This window comes from Arthrospiribacter ruber (assembly GCF_019343195.1).
Taxonomy (GTDB): Bacteria; Bacteroidota; Bacteroidia; order Cytophagales; family Cyclobacteriaceae; genus Arthrospiribacter; species Arthrospiribacter ruber.
The window spans coordinates 18,840-34,007 of the sequence record NZ_RPHB01000012.1 but is presented as its reverse complement, the minus strand read 5'-3'; the positions used below and the strand labels follow the sequence as shown (position 1 = coordinate 34,007).

Annotated in this window: 12 protein-coding genes; 8 read left to right on the top strand and 4 right to left on the bottom strand. The window is 41.9% G+C overall.

From position 1 onward, the window contains the following. The first annotated feature begins 262 nt into the window (after positions 1–262). From EGN73_RS20510 to katG, 3 genes are all read left to right on the top strand, one after another. The gene (locus EGN73_RS20510; RefSeq protein WP_219293831.1) at positions 263–1,225 is read left to right on the top strand and encodes a metallophosphoesterase family protein; all 963 of its coding nucleotides are present in this window, start codon (positions 263–265) and stop codon (positions 1,223–1,225) included. A gap of 208 nt (positions 1,226–1,433) precedes the next feature. After that, positions 1,434–1,682 (top strand): DUF7218 family protein, encoded by a 249-nt coding sequence (locus tag EGN73_RS20505; RefSeq protein WP_219293829.1) that lies wholly within the window; start codon positions 1,434–1,436, stop codon positions 1,680–1,682. 382 nt (positions 1,683–2,064) lie between these two features. Continuing rightward, positions 2,065–4,311 (top strand): catalase/peroxidase HPI, encoded by a 2,247-nt coding sequence (gene katG, locus EGN73_RS20500; RefSeq protein ID WP_219293948.1) that lies wholly within the window; start codon positions 2,065–2,067, stop codon positions 4,309–4,311. A 77-nt stretch (positions 4,312–4,388) separates the two neighbouring features. Here katG and EGN73_RS20495 read toward each other — a convergent pair whose 3' ends face one another. After that, positions 4,389–5,582: a hypothetical protein gene (locus EGN73_RS20495; RefSeq protein ID WP_219293827.1), complete on the bottom strand. Its 1,194-nt coding sequence runs from the start codon at positions 5,580–5,582 to the stop codon at positions 4,389–4,391. A gap of 142 nt (positions 5,583–5,724) precedes the next feature. Between EGN73_RS20495 and EGN73_RS20490 the strand changes: the two genes are divergently transcribed. Next, a complete protein-coding gene (locus tag EGN73_RS20490; RefSeq protein ID WP_219293825.1) occupies positions 5,725–7,053 on the top strand; it encodes an aminotransferase class I/II-fold pyridoxal phosphate-dependent enzyme in 1,329 nt (442 codons plus the stop codon). Positions 7,054–7,062: 9 nt separating this feature from the next. After that, positions 7,063–7,941, top strand: coding sequence for a PIG-L deacetylase family protein (locus EGN73_RS20485; RefSeq protein WP_219293823.1), 879 nt, complete (start codon positions 7,063–7,065; stop codon positions 7,939–7,941). 529 nt (positions 7,942–8,470) lie between these two features. Here the strand turns inward: EGN73_RS20485 and EGN73_RS20480 are convergent. Continuing rightward, positions 8,471–10,177, bottom strand: a complete 1,707-nt coding sequence (locus tag EGN73_RS20480; protein ID WP_219293821.1) for an amidohydrolase — start codon at positions 10,175–10,177, stop codon at positions 8,471–8,473. Between EGN73_RS20480 and EGN73_RS20475 the strand changes: the two genes are divergently transcribed. After that, positions 10,176–10,325, top strand: a complete 150-nt coding sequence (locus tag EGN73_RS20475) for a hypothetical protein (RefSeq protein WP_219293952.1) — start codon at positions 10,176–10,178, stop codon at positions 10,323–10,325. The two genes, EGN73_RS20480 and EGN73_RS20475, sit on opposite strands and share 2 nt — an antisense overlap. Before the next feature lie 130 nt (positions 10,326–10,455). On the opposite strand, the gene EGN73_RS20470 is transcribed toward EGN73_RS20475, so the two are convergent. Then, positions 10,456–10,737: a GNAT family N-acetyltransferase gene (locus EGN73_RS20470; RefSeq protein WP_219293819.1), complete on the bottom strand. Its 282-nt coding sequence runs from the start codon at positions 10,735–10,737 to the stop codon at positions 10,456–10,458. A gap of 178 nt (positions 10,738–10,915) precedes the next feature. Between EGN73_RS20470 and EGN73_RS20465 the strand changes: the two genes are divergently transcribed. Together EGN73_RS20465 and EGN73_RS20460 are read left to right on the top strand one after the other, a co-directional pair. After that, a complete protein-coding gene (locus EGN73_RS20465; RefSeq protein ID WP_219293817.1) occupies positions 10,916–11,947 on the top strand; it encodes a sugar phosphate isomerase/epimerase family protein in 1,032 nt (343 codons plus the stop codon). Between the two features lie 250 nt (positions 11,948–12,197). Beyond that, entirely contained in the window at positions 12,198–13,082 is an 885-nt protein-coding gene (locus tag EGN73_RS20460) for an alpha/beta hydrolase (RefSeq protein ID WP_219293815.1), read from the top strand. Positions 13,083–13,233: 151 nt separating this feature from the next. On the opposite strand, the gene EGN73_RS20455 is transcribed toward EGN73_RS20460, so the two are convergent. Continuing rightward, the gene (locus EGN73_RS20455) at positions 13,234–14,931 is read right to left on the bottom strand and encodes a sulfatase family protein (RefSeq protein WP_219293813.1); all 1,698 of its coding nucleotides are present in this window, start codon (positions 14,929–14,931) and stop codon (positions 13,234–13,236) included. Positions 14,932–15,168 lie beyond the last annotated feature (237 nt).

Here is a 15,168-nt window from a genome sequence, read left to right as displayed (position 1 = left end):
GTCAATTTTAATCTGTCGCCAAAAGTTGTTTCTCTGCAAATCATGCTATTACAGGATCAAATTAATTGGAGTATTTCAATTTTCAGAATGATTCATTGAAAATCAACGGAAAGGATTGCGGAAAATGATCGGAATAGTAAAGACCTAGGTCTGAATTTAATGATTGGGTAGATTTATTGAAAAATTTGACGTCCCTCTTGTGACCATGAGGGTTTTGAGTTTGAAATTCCTTTAATTTGAAAAGAAGTAATCTGACCAGCAAATGGATAAAGACATAGTACAGACCAAACCGGATTTTAATAGAAGAAAGCTGCTGAAGGTCGCTGGCCTAGGTGCATTGGCCAGTGCATGGACTTTGACGGAGTCTCATTCAAAAGCCCTTCCAGAATCTTCGCTGGAACCTGTACTTAGGTTTGCCCATTTGACGGATATGCATATTAAGCCAGGCCCGGAAGCTGAAAGCGGTGTCAGGAAATGTCTTGATCATATTCTTAAAAATGAAAAGCAGGTTGATTTTTGCGTCAATGGAGGAGATATCATCATGGATGCCTTGGGTGAAGATTTTGAGGCGGTTGAAGCACAATGGGCTGTTTGGAGGAGAATTAGAGCTCACTATCCCAGCCTGAAGTTCCATCATTGTATCGGTAACCATGATGTTTGGGGTAAAACTCCTCATGAGGAAGAATATCCAGGAAAGGCTTGGGTCATGCAGGAGCATGAAATGGAAAGGCCTTTTTACACTTTTGAGGCCAAAGGCTGGCATTTTATAGTCCTGGATAGTACGATCAAAAAGCCGGATGGAAATTGGTATACTGCCCGGCTGGACACAGATCAAATGCAATGGTTAGAAAAAACGCTGGAAGAAATCCCTTCCTCAAAGCCTGTTTTGGTGGTTTCCCATATCCCAATTCTTGGGGCAACCCCGTTTTTGGATGGGGATAATGCCAAATCTGGGGACTGGATTGTGCCCGGTGCTTGGATGCATACAGATTCGAAGGATCTGATCAGGCTTTTTGACAGGTATAAGAATGTCAAAGTATGCATAAGTGGTCATATACATATATTGGAATCACTGTTGTACAATGACATACATTACCATTGTAGTGGTGCTGTAGCAGGCAATTGGTGGAGTGATGAGCCGTATGAGTTTACCCCAAGAGGCTATGCGCTTTTTGAATTGTTTGCTGATGGCTCCCATAACTTTGAATACATACGTTTCGAATAATCGGTTTGCTCCCTGAAAAACCTAACCTTCACTGACTTTTTTAATGGCTGATGAAATAGGCAGGCAGTTAAATAACTATGCCCTGATTATTTCCCAATCCAGTTTTTGGCATTAGCCTTGAACCATTATGTTCCTATATTGAAACCTGTTTTTCTTCAAATAATTTGAAAAAAGCATTTAAGAAGCAAAATCCTTTAAATACCGAGCCATGGCCAAGAACAAGCGACCAAGCATCAAAAATGAAGCTCAATATGAGGCTTTGAGAGATCAGGGAATGAGCAAAGAAAAAGCTGCCAGAATCGCCAATGACCCCAATTCGGGGAAAAAAGGAGGTAAGGCAAGCGATTATGAAGAGCGAACCAAATCCGAACTTTATGAGCAAGCAAAAAAAGTCGGTATAAAAGGCCGGAGTAAAATGAATAAAAAACAGCTCATTGAGGCAATGAGAAACAACTAAAATTAGAAACCATGACAAGTAATCCCCGAAACAGGCTATTATTGGGACAACAAATACGGAAATACCATTGCCGGAATTAAGATGTTGCTCAGTGCTGGTTCCGGTGAGCAACCAGATGATCAAAGGGAAGGAAAACTTAACCTTTGATTTTTTAAGCCTGAATTTTCAGGCTTTTTTGTTCTCCCGATTTTTTTCACTATCCAGCTAAGTTTTTCAGCAATAACCTGTTGGAATAATAATTAGGTTCAAAGATCATTTTTTTCAATTCGCTATAGATTTTTTCAATTTCTTTCAAAAAACAATAGAGGCTAATTTTGGCTTTCAATTTTTAATCACCTACTCAAAAAATAATTTACTTATGAGAATAACATTGTTAAGTGCTATGCTTCTTTTTGCTGTGATATCCACTGGATGGACTCAGGAAAACGGAGCAAAACCAGCTCAAGTGGACGGTTGGTCTGGAGCTACAAAGAAAAGCCCAAGTACAGCTAGGGCAGTGGGAAATGCAGAATGGTGGCCTAACCAGCTTAACCTGAGCATTCTAAGGCAGAATTCATCCAAATCCAATCCTTTGGGAGAGGACTTTGATTATCAGGAAGCTTTCAAAAGCCTGGATTATGAAGCATTGAAAGCCGATATCAAAGCTGTGATGACGGATTCACAAGATTGGTGGCCGGCTGATTATGGTCATTATGGAGGATTGTTCATAAGAATGGCCTGGCATAGTGCAGGTACATACAGAACAGGTGACGGTAGGGGTGGTTCCAGATCAGGTCAACAACGATTTGCTCCTTTGAACAGCTGGCCTGATAATGCCAATCTGGACAAAGCCAGAAGGCTTCTTTGGCCGATCAAACAAAAATATGGAAACAAAATTTCCTGGGCTGACCTGATGGTATTGACAGGGAATGTGGCCTTGGAATCTATGGGATTTGAAACCTATGGATTTGCTGGAGGAAGAGAAGATACCTGGGAGCCTGAATTGGATGTGTACTGGGGAAAAGAGACCGAGTGGCTGGCTGATGAGAGGTATTCCGGTGACAGAGAGTTGGAAAATCCACTTGCCGCTGTGCAAATGGGCTTGATCTACGTCAACCCGGAAGGGCCAAACGGAAATCCTGATCCGGTTTTGGCTGCTCATGATATCCGTGAAACTTTCGGTCGAATGGGTATGAACGATGAGGAGACTGTTGCTTTGATTGCCGGTGGACATACCTTGGGTAAAACCCACGGTGCAGGTCCCGCAGATCATGTGGGTCCCGAGCCGGAAGCTGCATCCATAGAGGAGCAGGGGTTTGGTTGGAAAAGTTCCTATGGTTCGGGTAGCGGTCCGGATGCCATTGCCTCAGGTTTGGAAGTAATTTGGACTGCTACTCCGGTAGAATGGAGCCAAGGGTATTTCAAAAGCCTTTTTGAGCACGAATGGGAATTGACCAAGAGTCCTGCAGGTGCCCATCAATGGGTTGCTACAAACCCGGAAGTTTTATATCCGGATGCTTTTGATGCTGACAAAAAGCACAAGCCGACCATGTTGACGACTGATTTGTCTTTACGATATGATCCTGTATATGAAGAGATCTCCAGAAGGTTTTATGAAAATCCTGAAGAATTCAACAAGGCATTTGCAAAGGCATGGTTTAAGCTGACTCACAGAGATATGGGGCCGAGAACCACCTATTTGGGTCCGGAAGCACCAAAAGAAGATTTGATCTGGCAGGATCCAATACCTGCAGCTGATTACGCAATTATCGGGGAACAGGATGTTGAAAGTCTGAAAGCAGCAATTTCAAATTCCGGCCTGAGTATTTCAGAAATGGTTGGTACTGCATGGGCTTCAGCTTCTACTTACAGGGAATCTGATAGAAGAGGTGGTGCCAATGGTGCAAGAATCCGTCTGGAACCTATGAGAAACTGGGAAGTAAACAATCCTTCTCAATTGGAGAAAGTATTAGGTACTTTGGAGAAAATTCAAGCGGATTTCAATGCGCAATCCGGAAATAAAAAAGTTTCACTGGCAGACCTTATAGTATTGGCCGGAAATGTAGGTGTGGAAAAAGCCGCGGCAAATGCAGGTCATGCAGTTAAGGTACCCTTCAACCCTGGCAGAACAGATGCTTCAGCCGAACATACAGATATAGAATCTTTTAAGTTGTTGGAGCCAATGGCTGATGGATTCAGGAATTACCTGAAAACCAAATATACCATTTCAACTGAAGAATTATTGGTGGACAAAGCGCAGCTTTTGAGTTTGACTGCTCCGGAAATGACCGTTTTGGTAGGTGGTATGCGTGCACTTCATACCAATTATGATGGTTCAAATCACGGGATTTTCACAGATAAAAAAGAAATGTTGAACAATGACTTTTTTGTGAACTTGCTTGATATGAGTACAGAATGGAAGGCTACAGACGATTCCAAGGAATATTTTGAAGGGAAAGACAGAAAAACTGGGGAAGTGAAATACACTGCAACCAGGGTTGACTTGATCTTTGGTTCCCACTCTGAATTGAGGGCCTTGGCAGAAGTATATGCTCAGGAAGATAATAAGGAGAAGTTTGTCAAAGACTTCGTAGCCGCTTGGAATAAGGTGATGAATCTGGATAGGTTTGACTTGGTGTATAAGAATTGAGTTAATCCTACAAATCTTAAAAAGCCAGCTCCGGAAATGGAGCTGGTTTTTTAGTTTTTAAAAAATAAAGTAAAAGGTCATTTTTTCACTTTTTTCAATTTCGTTTTATACAAAACCTCATAATCCAACTCTTCTTCCCGGTTATATCCAACCCATAAATTTCCCTCCATATCCCAAAACTCAACCGCCCCGGCCTTATCCGGCATAATAATAGGATATACTTTTCCTGTAGTACTAAGAATACAATAGTGATTTTTATTCTTTTCAAATATTTTCGAAAAGATCTCCATTTGATCTTTTGTACTTTCGGTGATTTCTTCAAATTCAGCATCTGTTAGGCCTTTGGTAAACTGCAGAAGCACCTGATCATCACGTACCAAAATTTTATTGATGGCCGCATAAGTATAATCTTTTGCGCTGTACTTCACTCTGTTTTTTTCTACCTCTTTGGGATTAACCCCCTCTTTTTCTATGAACTGATCAAAATTGATATCAATCTGTTCTAGTGGTTCATCTAGATTATTGAGGTCATAAATCCAGAGTTTTGGCTCATTTTTGAATGCCAAATATAGCTTGCCATCACTAATCTCCATTACAGGAGTGGCAGTGATCACACTGTGAATCTTATCGGGATTTTTAAATTTCGAATCCTTGGGAATAGGCAGTGCCGCTGTAAAATCCCCAGTATTTAAATCGATGATTTCTAGTTGGCTGGATTCAGGATTCACATAAAATGTATTTTTGCCATCTCTTCCAAGGTAGTAAACCAAAGCTTTTTCCTCATCCATAAAATGAAGAATATTGGCATTTGATATCGTCATGGATAATGTCACAGGGAAATCCGGTTTTGCAGCTTTAGTAAACTGACCCTCAAAATCGAAGGCCGATACCCCTTTTTTTCCCAGAATTGCCCATTCATTCTCTTTGACAAATTGTGGTCTGGAAAGCGGTGAGCCACCAATTGCATCAGGCTGATCTCCTGACTTGTTAAAGTTGCCGATTATTTCGCCATCTATAGATATAAGGAATATATCTGAATTCTGTGGGTTAGTAGCCAGAATGTGCTTTCCATCACTGCTGATATCTGACCAAGCTATTTGTCCAATGTAGTCAATCATGACTGAGTCTGTAATGTCCAAAGTATACATCACATTCTCCGAAGTGGAATCAATTGTCTTTTCCTTTTCTTGACAGGAAAACCCAGCCCCAACCAAAGTGAAAATGATGAAATAAGGCAAGTGGTTGAAATGTTTTAAAAATCCCATTTTCATTTGCTCTTTTGATTTAGTTATAAGATTTACGAATTTAGTTAAAAGTTTTTTATATACTACACCTCTTTCTACAGTCCGCGTAAGATTTGAAAAATGGATTCTTTTGGCCTATCTTTTTACATCTTTTAGAACTAAAAAACTCATGCAAGAAAATACCCACCTCTCAGACAGAGGTCAGATGGCTGCTGCTAAGCCCCTACGAATGGATATGGACATTTACATGGAAGCCATGTCCAACAGGTACCACGTAAGCTCCAAGCCTGATGGCACCTTCCCGATGACTGTTGCCGAAAACCACCTGTGTTGGGAGATGTTGCGAAATAAAATGCAGGAGATCTCCCGGAATCAGGAAATACCGGAATGGGTGGCCAGCTATGGCGATCCCGCAGGGGTGCTAAGTTTTCGCGAGGCAGCAGCAGATTTTCTATCGGGATTTTTGGTCAAAAAAACAGTAGACCCCAATACCATTGCCTGTTCTGTAGGCGCTACTTCGGTAATAGAAATGACCACCTTTTTATTGGCAGAGTCCGGTGATACGGCTGTTATTCCGGCTCCGAGCTATCCAGTTTATTCGGCAGATATCGGAGTGATGGCCGGACTGAAGCGATATGACTTGCAGACACACCATGAAGTTGCCGACTTGGCAGATGGAATTCCCATCCAATTGTCCCATTTGGAAGAAGCCAAAAAGGAAATTGAAGAAAACGGTAGTAGGTTTCGCATTTTGATCCTGACCAGTCCGGATAACCCCACAGGTGGAATTTATAGTGAAAATCAATTGCAGGAGATCGCTGATTGGTGTGAAAAGGAGAAAATTCACCTGATAGTAAATGAAATTTACGGGATAGCTAGGGTAAATGTGCAACACCCGGAAATCAAAAAGGACTACAAAAACCCCATTGAATTCAAGTCATTTGGTCAAATCATGAATGAAAGGAAAAGTCCCTTTCTACATTTATGGTATTCCTTTTCCAAAGATTTTGGGATTTCAGGATTCAGGGTTGGGCTCTTGCATACTTTTAATGAGGCACTGATCACAGGTTACCGCAATATCGGCCTGACCCATGCTATTTCTAACCATACCCAGTGGTTGATGCAGGAGGTTCTGAAGGATAAGGATTTTGTGAAAGAATACTTCGAAAAATTCCAGGAAGCTTTGACGCTTTCATACATTAAAGTAAACCAAACCCTTAAAAAACTGCATATTCCTTTCAATCCTTCTTATGGGAGTCTGTTCGTCTGGATGGACCTCTCGGGATTGCTCGAAAACCAAACAGATGAGGATCAGCACCAACTTTGGCTGGAGATATTCAGGCAAACAGGCATATTACTTACTCCAGGAAATGGTTTTGGTCACAGTAAAAAAGGCATGTTCAGAATAGTGATCACGTCAGTAACTCATGAAGAACTTGAAGTTGCCATGGAAAGATTTGAGAAATTTTACATTGAAAAAAATAACGAAACCAATTAACCCAAACCTATGAAAAATGCCTTAGTCTTTTTTTTATTGATGTTATGTGGCTTTTACTTTCCTGTAAATGCCCAAGAAAAACCATTAAAAATCTTGATGATAGGTGCCCATCCGGATGATTGCGATATCAAGGGAGGAGGTACAGCAGCGCTTTTCACAGAAATGGGGCATCAGGTTAAGTTTATTTCAGTCACCAATGGAGATGCCGGACATATGGAAATGGGAGGAGGAGTCCTGGCCAAAAGGAGAGTTGCTGAAAGTCAGGAGGCCGGAAGACGACTGGGTATCACATACGAGGTTTTGGATCATCATGACGGGGAGTTATTGGCAACTTTGCCCATTCGGTTGGAAATCATCCGAAAGATCCGTGAATGGGATGCTGATGTGGTCATTTCGCATAGGGCCAACGATTACCATCCTGACCATAGGTACACGGCTATCTTGGTACAGGATGCCGCATTTATGGTAGGAGTTCCCAACATTGCAGCAGATACTCCTCCGCTAAAAAAGAACCCTGTGTTCCTTTATTTTCAGGATAATTTCCAAAAACCTAATCCTTTCAAAGCAGATATTGCCATAGATATCTCTTCAGTGATTGATCGGAAAATCCATGCCATGGATGCCCATGAATCCCAGTTTTACGAGTGGCTTCCCTGGATTGCCAATGACCCAGATCCGGTCCCTGAAACCAAGGAGGATAGATTGGCATGGCTGAAGAAGAAGCGGACTGCCCCTCCACAGCCACAAGTGAGAGAGGCATTGGAAAATTGGTATGGAAAAGAAAAAGCTTCAGGGGTGCAGTTTGTTGAGGCATTCGAAATCTGCGAATACGGCACCCAACCTGGAGAAGAAGAGATCAAGAGGTTGTTTCCGATGCTGCCAAGGTAATCGTGATTTTTGAAATTAATAAAGGAGATGGTCAATGTTAATTATAATAGCTTCACTTTGTCATTTCGAAGGAGGAACGACTGAGAAATCTAATGTCAACTCTATTAAATAGATTTCTCTCTACGTTCGAAATGACAAGGTTAAGCTGAATAAGTTCAAGCCTGAAACTGAAACCCGAGGGACTTTTCTCTTAATGGGAGTCTCATAGCTGCTCAAAAATCCAGTTAAACATAAAGAGTAGCGTTGTCACATGGTTGTACCGCGGGACCTTTGAGTCCTGAGTTTTCAACTCTTTTTGAGCTAAAAGCTCAATACTCAGGAATCCAAAGGTGCAACCTTCGGATAACGCATCAGCTTCACCATCAAAAAAGACCTTCGGGTTTTCGAAAACCCCAAAGGCCATCATCAACCCATCTTGCTTTCCCGATACTCAGGATAGGCCTTGCGTCTTGTATCTTGGCTCTTGATTCTTGACTCTTGATTCTTGACTCTAATCTCGTCTCTCTCCTCTAATCTCTCATTTCTCTCCTCAATCCTCCTGATAAACAATCCTTCCTCCTACTATAGTCATTTTTACCTTGGTATCCAGTAGTTGATTATCAGGAACAGTCATGATGTCCTGGTTGAATACGGTAAAATCCGCTGCTTTTCCAACTTCTATAGAACCTTTGAAGTCTTCTTCAAACTCTGCGTATGCCCCATCCAAAGTATAGGATTTGAGTGCCTGCTCCCGGGTCATTTTCTGATCAGGTTCGTAGCCACCCTCTGGGGTCATCTTCAAGGTTTTTCTGGTCACAGAAGCAAAGAATGAAGGTACAGGATTGAGCGGTTCTACAGGTGCATCCGTACCATTGGAAATCACAGCACCGGACTGAAGCAACTTTTGCCAAACATAGGCTCCGTCTTTGATTCTTTTGGCCCCTAATCTTCCAATGGCCCAAGGTCTGTCCGAACTCAGGTGTATGGCCTGAATGGCTGCAATGACGCCCATTTCCCCAAATCTACTGATGTCATCAGGATGAAGGTGCTGGGCATGTTCTACACGGAATCTATGGTCTTTCACTTCTGGAAATTTGGCGAATGCAGCTTCATATCTGTCCAAAACTTCTCTGTTTGTCCTGTCACCGATGGCATGGGAACAAACCTGAAAACCAAGTTCCAAGCCTTTTTCTGAAACCCTTGAAACCAAATCTATCGGCATGGTTTCATGTCCCCGATGTCCGGGTTTGTCTTCATAATCTTCCAGTAGCCATGCACCCCAAGGGCCAAGAGCGCCATCCATGTTCAGTTTGATAGAGCGAACAGTGACCATATGATCAGGGTCGATTTTCGGTCCTTTTTCATACCAGGCTTCAATCAACTCAGGGATACGACTGGAAAGCATCACATACATACGGGAAGTGAGTTTTCCTTCTTCTTGAAACTTTTCCAGTAAGTCGATCAGACCTTGATCCCCTCCGGCATCATGAAAAGAAGTGATTCCTTTTTCGGCCAATTCCTGAAGAGCCAGTTCAAGTGCTTTTTCCTGCCTTTCAGGTGTGTCCTCTGGAATCAATTTAGAAACTAAAGTTGAAGCTCTTTCCACCAATACACCAGTAGGATTGCCTAAATCATCCCGCAGTACTTCTCCACCTTCTACCTCTTGTCTGGGATTCTCACTTCCCAAGGGAGTAATCCCCGCCAGTTCCATGGCTTTTTGGTTGACAAATGAGGCATGTCCTGAAGCATGTGCCAAATAAACAGGATTATCAGGAGTAACATCACTGAGTTCTTTGTGGGTTTGGAATCCCTTGACCGCATTGTCAGGAAGCTTGAGCCATTTGTCCTGATGCCAACCCCTTCCTGTGATCCATTCGCCGGGCTCTGCATTTCCGGCCGCTTCAGCGACTTTTTCGATCAGCTCCTCATAGGTTTGTACATGCATAAGATCAATGTCCAGCTTATTGTAACCAATCCCCATCAGGTGTGCATGGGACTCTATAAATCCAGGTGTCATGGTCTTGCCTTGCAGGTCAATGACCTCTGTTTCATTACCTACATACGAGTTGATTTCTTCAGAACTGCCAATGGCCATGATCATTCCGTCTTTGATTGCTACAGCCTGTACTTTGGGCATTGCCTCATTTACGGTGTAGATGGTTCCGTTGATAAAAACTTTATCAGCAACTTTCGATTGATCTCCTCCACAGGAATATAAAAGGATCGTGAAAAAGAGTAAGATGTAGATATTTTTCATGGGTTTGATATTCTTTTTTCAAATTTATCAGTTTAGGACATTACCTAAAAACCATTCCTGTAATGAAAGAAACATGGACAATCCATTTTCCGGTATTGCCGAGTCCATAGGGTATTTTAGAGGGGTGATGGTGGCTACCAAACCTTGATATTAAGAGATACTAGATTGGAAACTGATAGATATTGAATGATACTTATGGATATTTTAGATATTCATAGATCCTTGAATATGGTATGGTGGTGGTGCAATATCGACCAATATCCAATATCAACTAATATCTATTTCAATACATCCCTGATTTCTTTATTTTTATCAAAGACTGATTTGGCAAAAGGGCAAAGTGGCATAATTTTCTTACCTGATTTTCTGGCCAACTCGACTGCCTTCATTACCATTTTTTTGCCGGCACCTTCACCTCTTAGACTGTCATCCACTTCGGTATGTTCTATGATGAATAGTTGATCTTCTGCTTTGGAATAGACCATTTCAGCCTTTTTCTCACCTTCTTTTTCTATGAAAAAGTATCCTTTTTTTCCGTCTTCCTGATGTTTTATTTCCATACTTGTCTGATTACTTTAAACTATAATTTAGACAAATATTTTTTAAAAGAAAAAGAGTCCATTTCCATGTCCCGGAATATGAAAGGCTTATAAAATTTTATTTTTTCAATCACATTCATTATGTTATTTGTACACATAAACATAAATTGTTAGCCAATACCTTTAAACCTGGAATAATATGAATAACAGAAGAGAATTTTTGATAAAATCGGCACTAGGTGTAGGTGGACTGATCACAGTCCCATCTTGGCTACAAGGTCCTCCAGCCATCATCAAAACCTACAACAAACCAAATTCAAATATAAACGGTGTGAAGATCGGCTGCATCACCTATTCATTTCGCTCCATGCCAGACCAAAGTCTGGAAGCGAATATCCAGTACATCAAAGATGCCGGAATAAGTGCAGTGGAAATGATGGGAGAGCCTGTGGAATATTTTGCGGGAATGCCCGCTCCCACTTTTGATAGGAGAAGAGGGTTTCAACTTGGCTGGAAACAAAGAAGTGGAGAAAGCCTTACTGCCGATGAACAGGCCGAGTGGAAGGAATTGAGGGAGCAAATGGATGCTTATGGGCAAGTGGTGGCCAACTGGAGGGCCAATGTAGACCTCAAAAAATTTGAACAGGCAAAAAGGATGTTCAAAGATGCAGGGATAGAAATTTATGCCTTTAAACCCAATGCTTTTGGAGCCAATAATTCAGATGCAGAAGTTACCTACGGGATGAAAGCCGCCAAAATTCTAGGTGCTAGCCACGTCACATTAGAGCATCCTTCCGATGATGCTCAGACTTTAAGACTGGGGAAGCTGGCTGATGCCAATAAAATGAAAGTGGGCTATCATGGGCATGAGCAACAGACTTTTACTTTTTGGGATAAAGCTATTGAGCAGAGCAAAGGTAATGGGCTTAATTTTGATATTGGCCATTATATAGCTGCAGGGCATACCGATGCAATGGATTTGATTGCAAAGCAAAATAACAGGATATGGAGTACGCACATCAAAGACCGACAAAAACCTGAAAACGGCAAAGGCAATCTTCCTTGGGGTCAGGGGGATACTCCGCTAAAGGAGGCCTTGACTACCATTAGAGACAATAAATACAAGTTTCCTGCTACGATTGAATTGGAATATGATGTGCCGCAAGGTTCTGACGCGGTCAAAGAAGTGCAGAAATGTCTGGAGTATTGTAGAATGGCCTTAAGTAAATAACCGAAGGCTTTGTCTTCGGATTCCTGATAAAAGAGTCTGGGACTTGATATTTTAATTCCACCGCAATATGCGGTTTTACCAGGAGTCCGACGGCGCAACCGTCGGACAGCCCCGTTATCCGGAGGATGTGCCTTCGGATTCTTGGTAATTAATGTGGCTTAAGTATATATTTCCGCCACAAAATTCGCCTTTATCAGAAGTCCGACGGCGCAACCGTCGGACAGTTTAATAACCAATCTTTCTTAAATCAATGAAACAAAAAATAAAATCATCAGCATTACTTATTTTTTTATTTACAATTCAAGTAACAGGATTTGGCCAGGATATTATAAAGCTTTACCCAGGCCCAGCTCCTGGGTCAGAAGATTGGACCTGGTCTGAACAAAAATTCGAAAATGCCCCTGACCATGGGATTCTTTATAATATTTCGGAACCAGAGTTGATCCATTATCCGGCACCCAAGGATAAGGCAAATGGGACAGCGGTGATTGTAGCTCCCGGCGGAGCTTTTCATATTCTTGCGATCGATAATGAAGGAGTAAAAATTGCTGAATGGCTGAACGGGTTAGGGATTTCTGCCTTTGTTCTGAAATACCGGCTTGTCAGGTCTAAAACTGATAACCCTTTGCAGGAGCTTGGCCCTTTGATGCAGGACAAAGAAAAACTGGATTCCATCAATGCCCCAGTAGTTGAAATGGCCAAAAATGATGGAATCGAGGCAATGAAGCATGTAAGAGAAAATGCTGAAAATTATGGAATCAAGTCAAACCGCATTGGATTTATGGGATTCTCGGCCGGTGGTACAGTGACCATGTCTGTTGCCCTTAGTGCACCGGAGGAACTGAAACCTGACTTTCTTGTACCGGTTTATCTTTACCGAAATGCAGTTTTGGGTGACCAAATGCCTGAAAAGAAAACCCCCATATTTATTGCAGTGGCATCAGATGATGAGTTGGATTTTATGCCTCATAGCCTAAGCCTATACCAAGATTGGTATGAAGCTGGTCATCCTTCAGAATTGCATGTGTATGAAAACGGAGGACATGGTTTTGGTTTTGCAAAAAAGGGCACAAGTTCTGATCAATGGACTGCTGACTTTGAAAATTGGCTTAGGGTGAGGAAACTTATACCTTAAGTTTATACAAGTTATCCGGAGGCTGTGCCTTCGGATTCTTGGCAATTAAGCCTGTGGCTTAAGGATGTAATTCCGCCGCATAAAGCGGCTGTACCAATAGTCCGACGGTTACGCCGTCGGACAACTTGACAAAGATTACCTACAATTATATCTATCTGGAAAACCTTTCTATTTCCAACCTACGGTTTTTAATTTCCTGGGCCTTTTCCTTACTTACACCAAAAACTTTACCCTCAGCTGCATCTTTCATAAGCATGTCAATATACTTTTGTGAAATCTCATTGCTGTCTTTGTATTTTTTCCTCAGTTCCTCCAATCTAGCATGTAAGTCAAGCTTTATATCTGCATACTTTGGGTCATCATAAAAATTGGTGAGTTCGTAAGGATCATTTTTGCTGTCCAGCAATTCCCATTGGTCTTCCACATAGTAATAATGCACCAGCTTGTAATCTTTGGTCACAATGGCATAATGCCTGTTGACCATGTGCTCTGCGGGATACTCATAGTAGTGATAGTAGACCGCATCCCGGTCCCATTTCTCATCATTTCCGGTCAGTAAGGGAATCAGGCTTTCACCCTGCATGTCCTCAGGGGCATTGACTCCTGCAGCTTCCAAAAATGTCTGTGCAAAATCCAGGTTTTGTACCAGCTCATCTGAGCGTGAACCTGCTTTGATCCTATCCGGCCAAGAAACCAAAAGAGGTGTTTTGAAAGACTCGTTGTAGATAAATCTTTTGTCGTACCAGCCATGTTCACCCAAGTAAAAACCCTGGTCTGAGGTGTAAACAATGATGGTATTTTCCATCATATCATTGGCTTCCAGGTAATCCAGCAATCTGCCTACATTTTCGTCCACAGCCTGAATGGTTCCCAGATAATCCTGCATATACCTTTGGTATTTCCACTTCATTTTATCTTCATCGGTCATGTTGGGGTATTTTTTGGCAAAATCCTCGTTCACCTTGCCATAAGCCTTTAAAAAATTATCCATCTGAGACTCGTTCAACCTGCTGTATTCATAAGCATACCGGGCTTTGTCATAGCCAATTTCTGGAATGCCCAATTCATCCATCATTTCCGGAAACACCTTATGGTCTCCCGCCCAGCTCATGTGGTGTAAAATATTCATTTCTGCTTCAGCTGCCGGAGTAGTACGTCCTGAGTAGTCATCAAAGAGCGTTTTCGGTTCAGGGAAAGTCCTGTTGGTGAAATCATCCAGATGTCTTTCTGCCATCAGCCATGAGCGGTGTGGTGCCTTGTGGAGGTACATCAGCATAAAAGGTTGTTCCTCTTCACGCTCATTCTCCAGCCAATCCAAAGTCATGTCTGTTACGATATCAGTAACATAGCCTTCTACTTCGATATTGCCATCGTATTTGGTGATAAATTCAGGGTTATAGTAAGCACCTTGACCCGGGAGGATTTTGAACTGGTCAAAGCCTTTTGGATTGTTGCCAAAATGCAGCTTGCCAAACATAGCCGTCTGATAGCCTGCATCCTGCAAAAGCTGAGGAAAGGTAATGTTGGTAGTATCGAAATGGAAATGGTTATCCACTTTTCCGTTGAGGTGGGAATGCTTTCCGGTCAGAATGGTTGCCCGACTTGGAGCACAGATGGAGTTGGTTACCGAGGCATTGGTAAAAAGCATGCCCATTTTGGCGATCCGGTCTATGTTTGGGGTTTCGATCAAGGTATTTTCATAAGCTGAAATCGCCTGATAAGCATGGTCATCAGACATGATAAAAATGATGTTGGGTCTTTCCTTTTTATGCGTTTCAGGTTTTTCACTGCTGCAAGAAATAAGTGCTGTAAGCAAAAAGGCAAATAGAAGAATTCGGGAATTTTTCATAGTGCTTGGTTATAGAGGGAGTTTAAAAGTAACAAATAAATTTCCTTCCTGTAAACTTTACATGATGAATTTCCCTTTGAATCAATAGGTGGGTGAAAAAAAGTATGGTGAAAGGCATTACTTTCGAAAGAAATTTACTGTCGTTGAGGGTATCAGGAGTTTTTAAAAGCCTTGGCTATGCGGAGGCTGTGCCTTCAGATTTTTGGTATTTGAGCCTTAGGCTTGACATATAATTTC

Coding starts and splice junctions, on each gene's coding strand:
- EGN73_RS20470 (WP_219293819.1), bottom strand. CDS start 10,737: ATGGAAATAAAACATCAGGAAGACGGAAAAAAAGGATACTTTTTCATA.
- EGN73_RS20480 (WP_219293821.1), bottom strand. CDS start 10,177: ATGAAAAATATCTACATCTTACTCTTTTTCACGATCCTTTTATATTCC.
- EGN73_RS20510 (WP_219293831.1), top strand. CDS start 263: ATGGATAAAGACATAGTACAGACCAAACCGGATTTTAATAGAAGAAAG.
- EGN73_RS20455 (WP_219293813.1), bottom strand. CDS start 14,931: ATGAAAAATTCCCGAATTCTTCTATTTGCCTTTTTGCTTACAGCACTT.
- EGN73_RS20485 (WP_219293823.1), top strand. CDS start 7,063: ATGAAAAATGCCTTAGTCTTTTTTTTATTGATGTTATGTGGCTTTTAC.
- EGN73_RS20505 (WP_219293829.1), top strand. CDS start 1,434: ATGGCCAAGAACAAGCGACCAAGCATCAAAAATGAAGCTCAATATGAG.
- EGN73_RS20490 (WP_219293825.1), top strand. CDS start 5,725: ATGCAAGAAAATACCCACCTCTCAGACAGAGGTCAGATGGCTGCTGCT.
- EGN73_RS20465 (WP_219293817.1), top strand. CDS start 10,916: ATGAATAACAGAAGAGAATTTTTGATAAAATCGGCACTAGGTGTAGGT.
- EGN73_RS20475 (WP_219293952.1), top strand. CDS start 10,176: ATGGGTTTGATATTCTTTTTTCAAATTTATCAGTTTAGGACATTACCT.
- katG (WP_219293948.1), top strand. CDS start 2,065: ATGCTTCTTTTTGCTGTGATATCCACTGGATGGACTCAGGAAAACGGA.
- EGN73_RS20495 (WP_219293827.1), bottom strand. CDS start 5,582: ATGAAAATGGGATTTTTAAAACATTTCAACCACTTGCCTTATTTCATC.
- EGN73_RS20460 (WP_219293815.1), top strand. CDS start 12,198: ATGAAACAAAAAATAAAATCATCAGCATTACTTATTTTTTTATTTACA.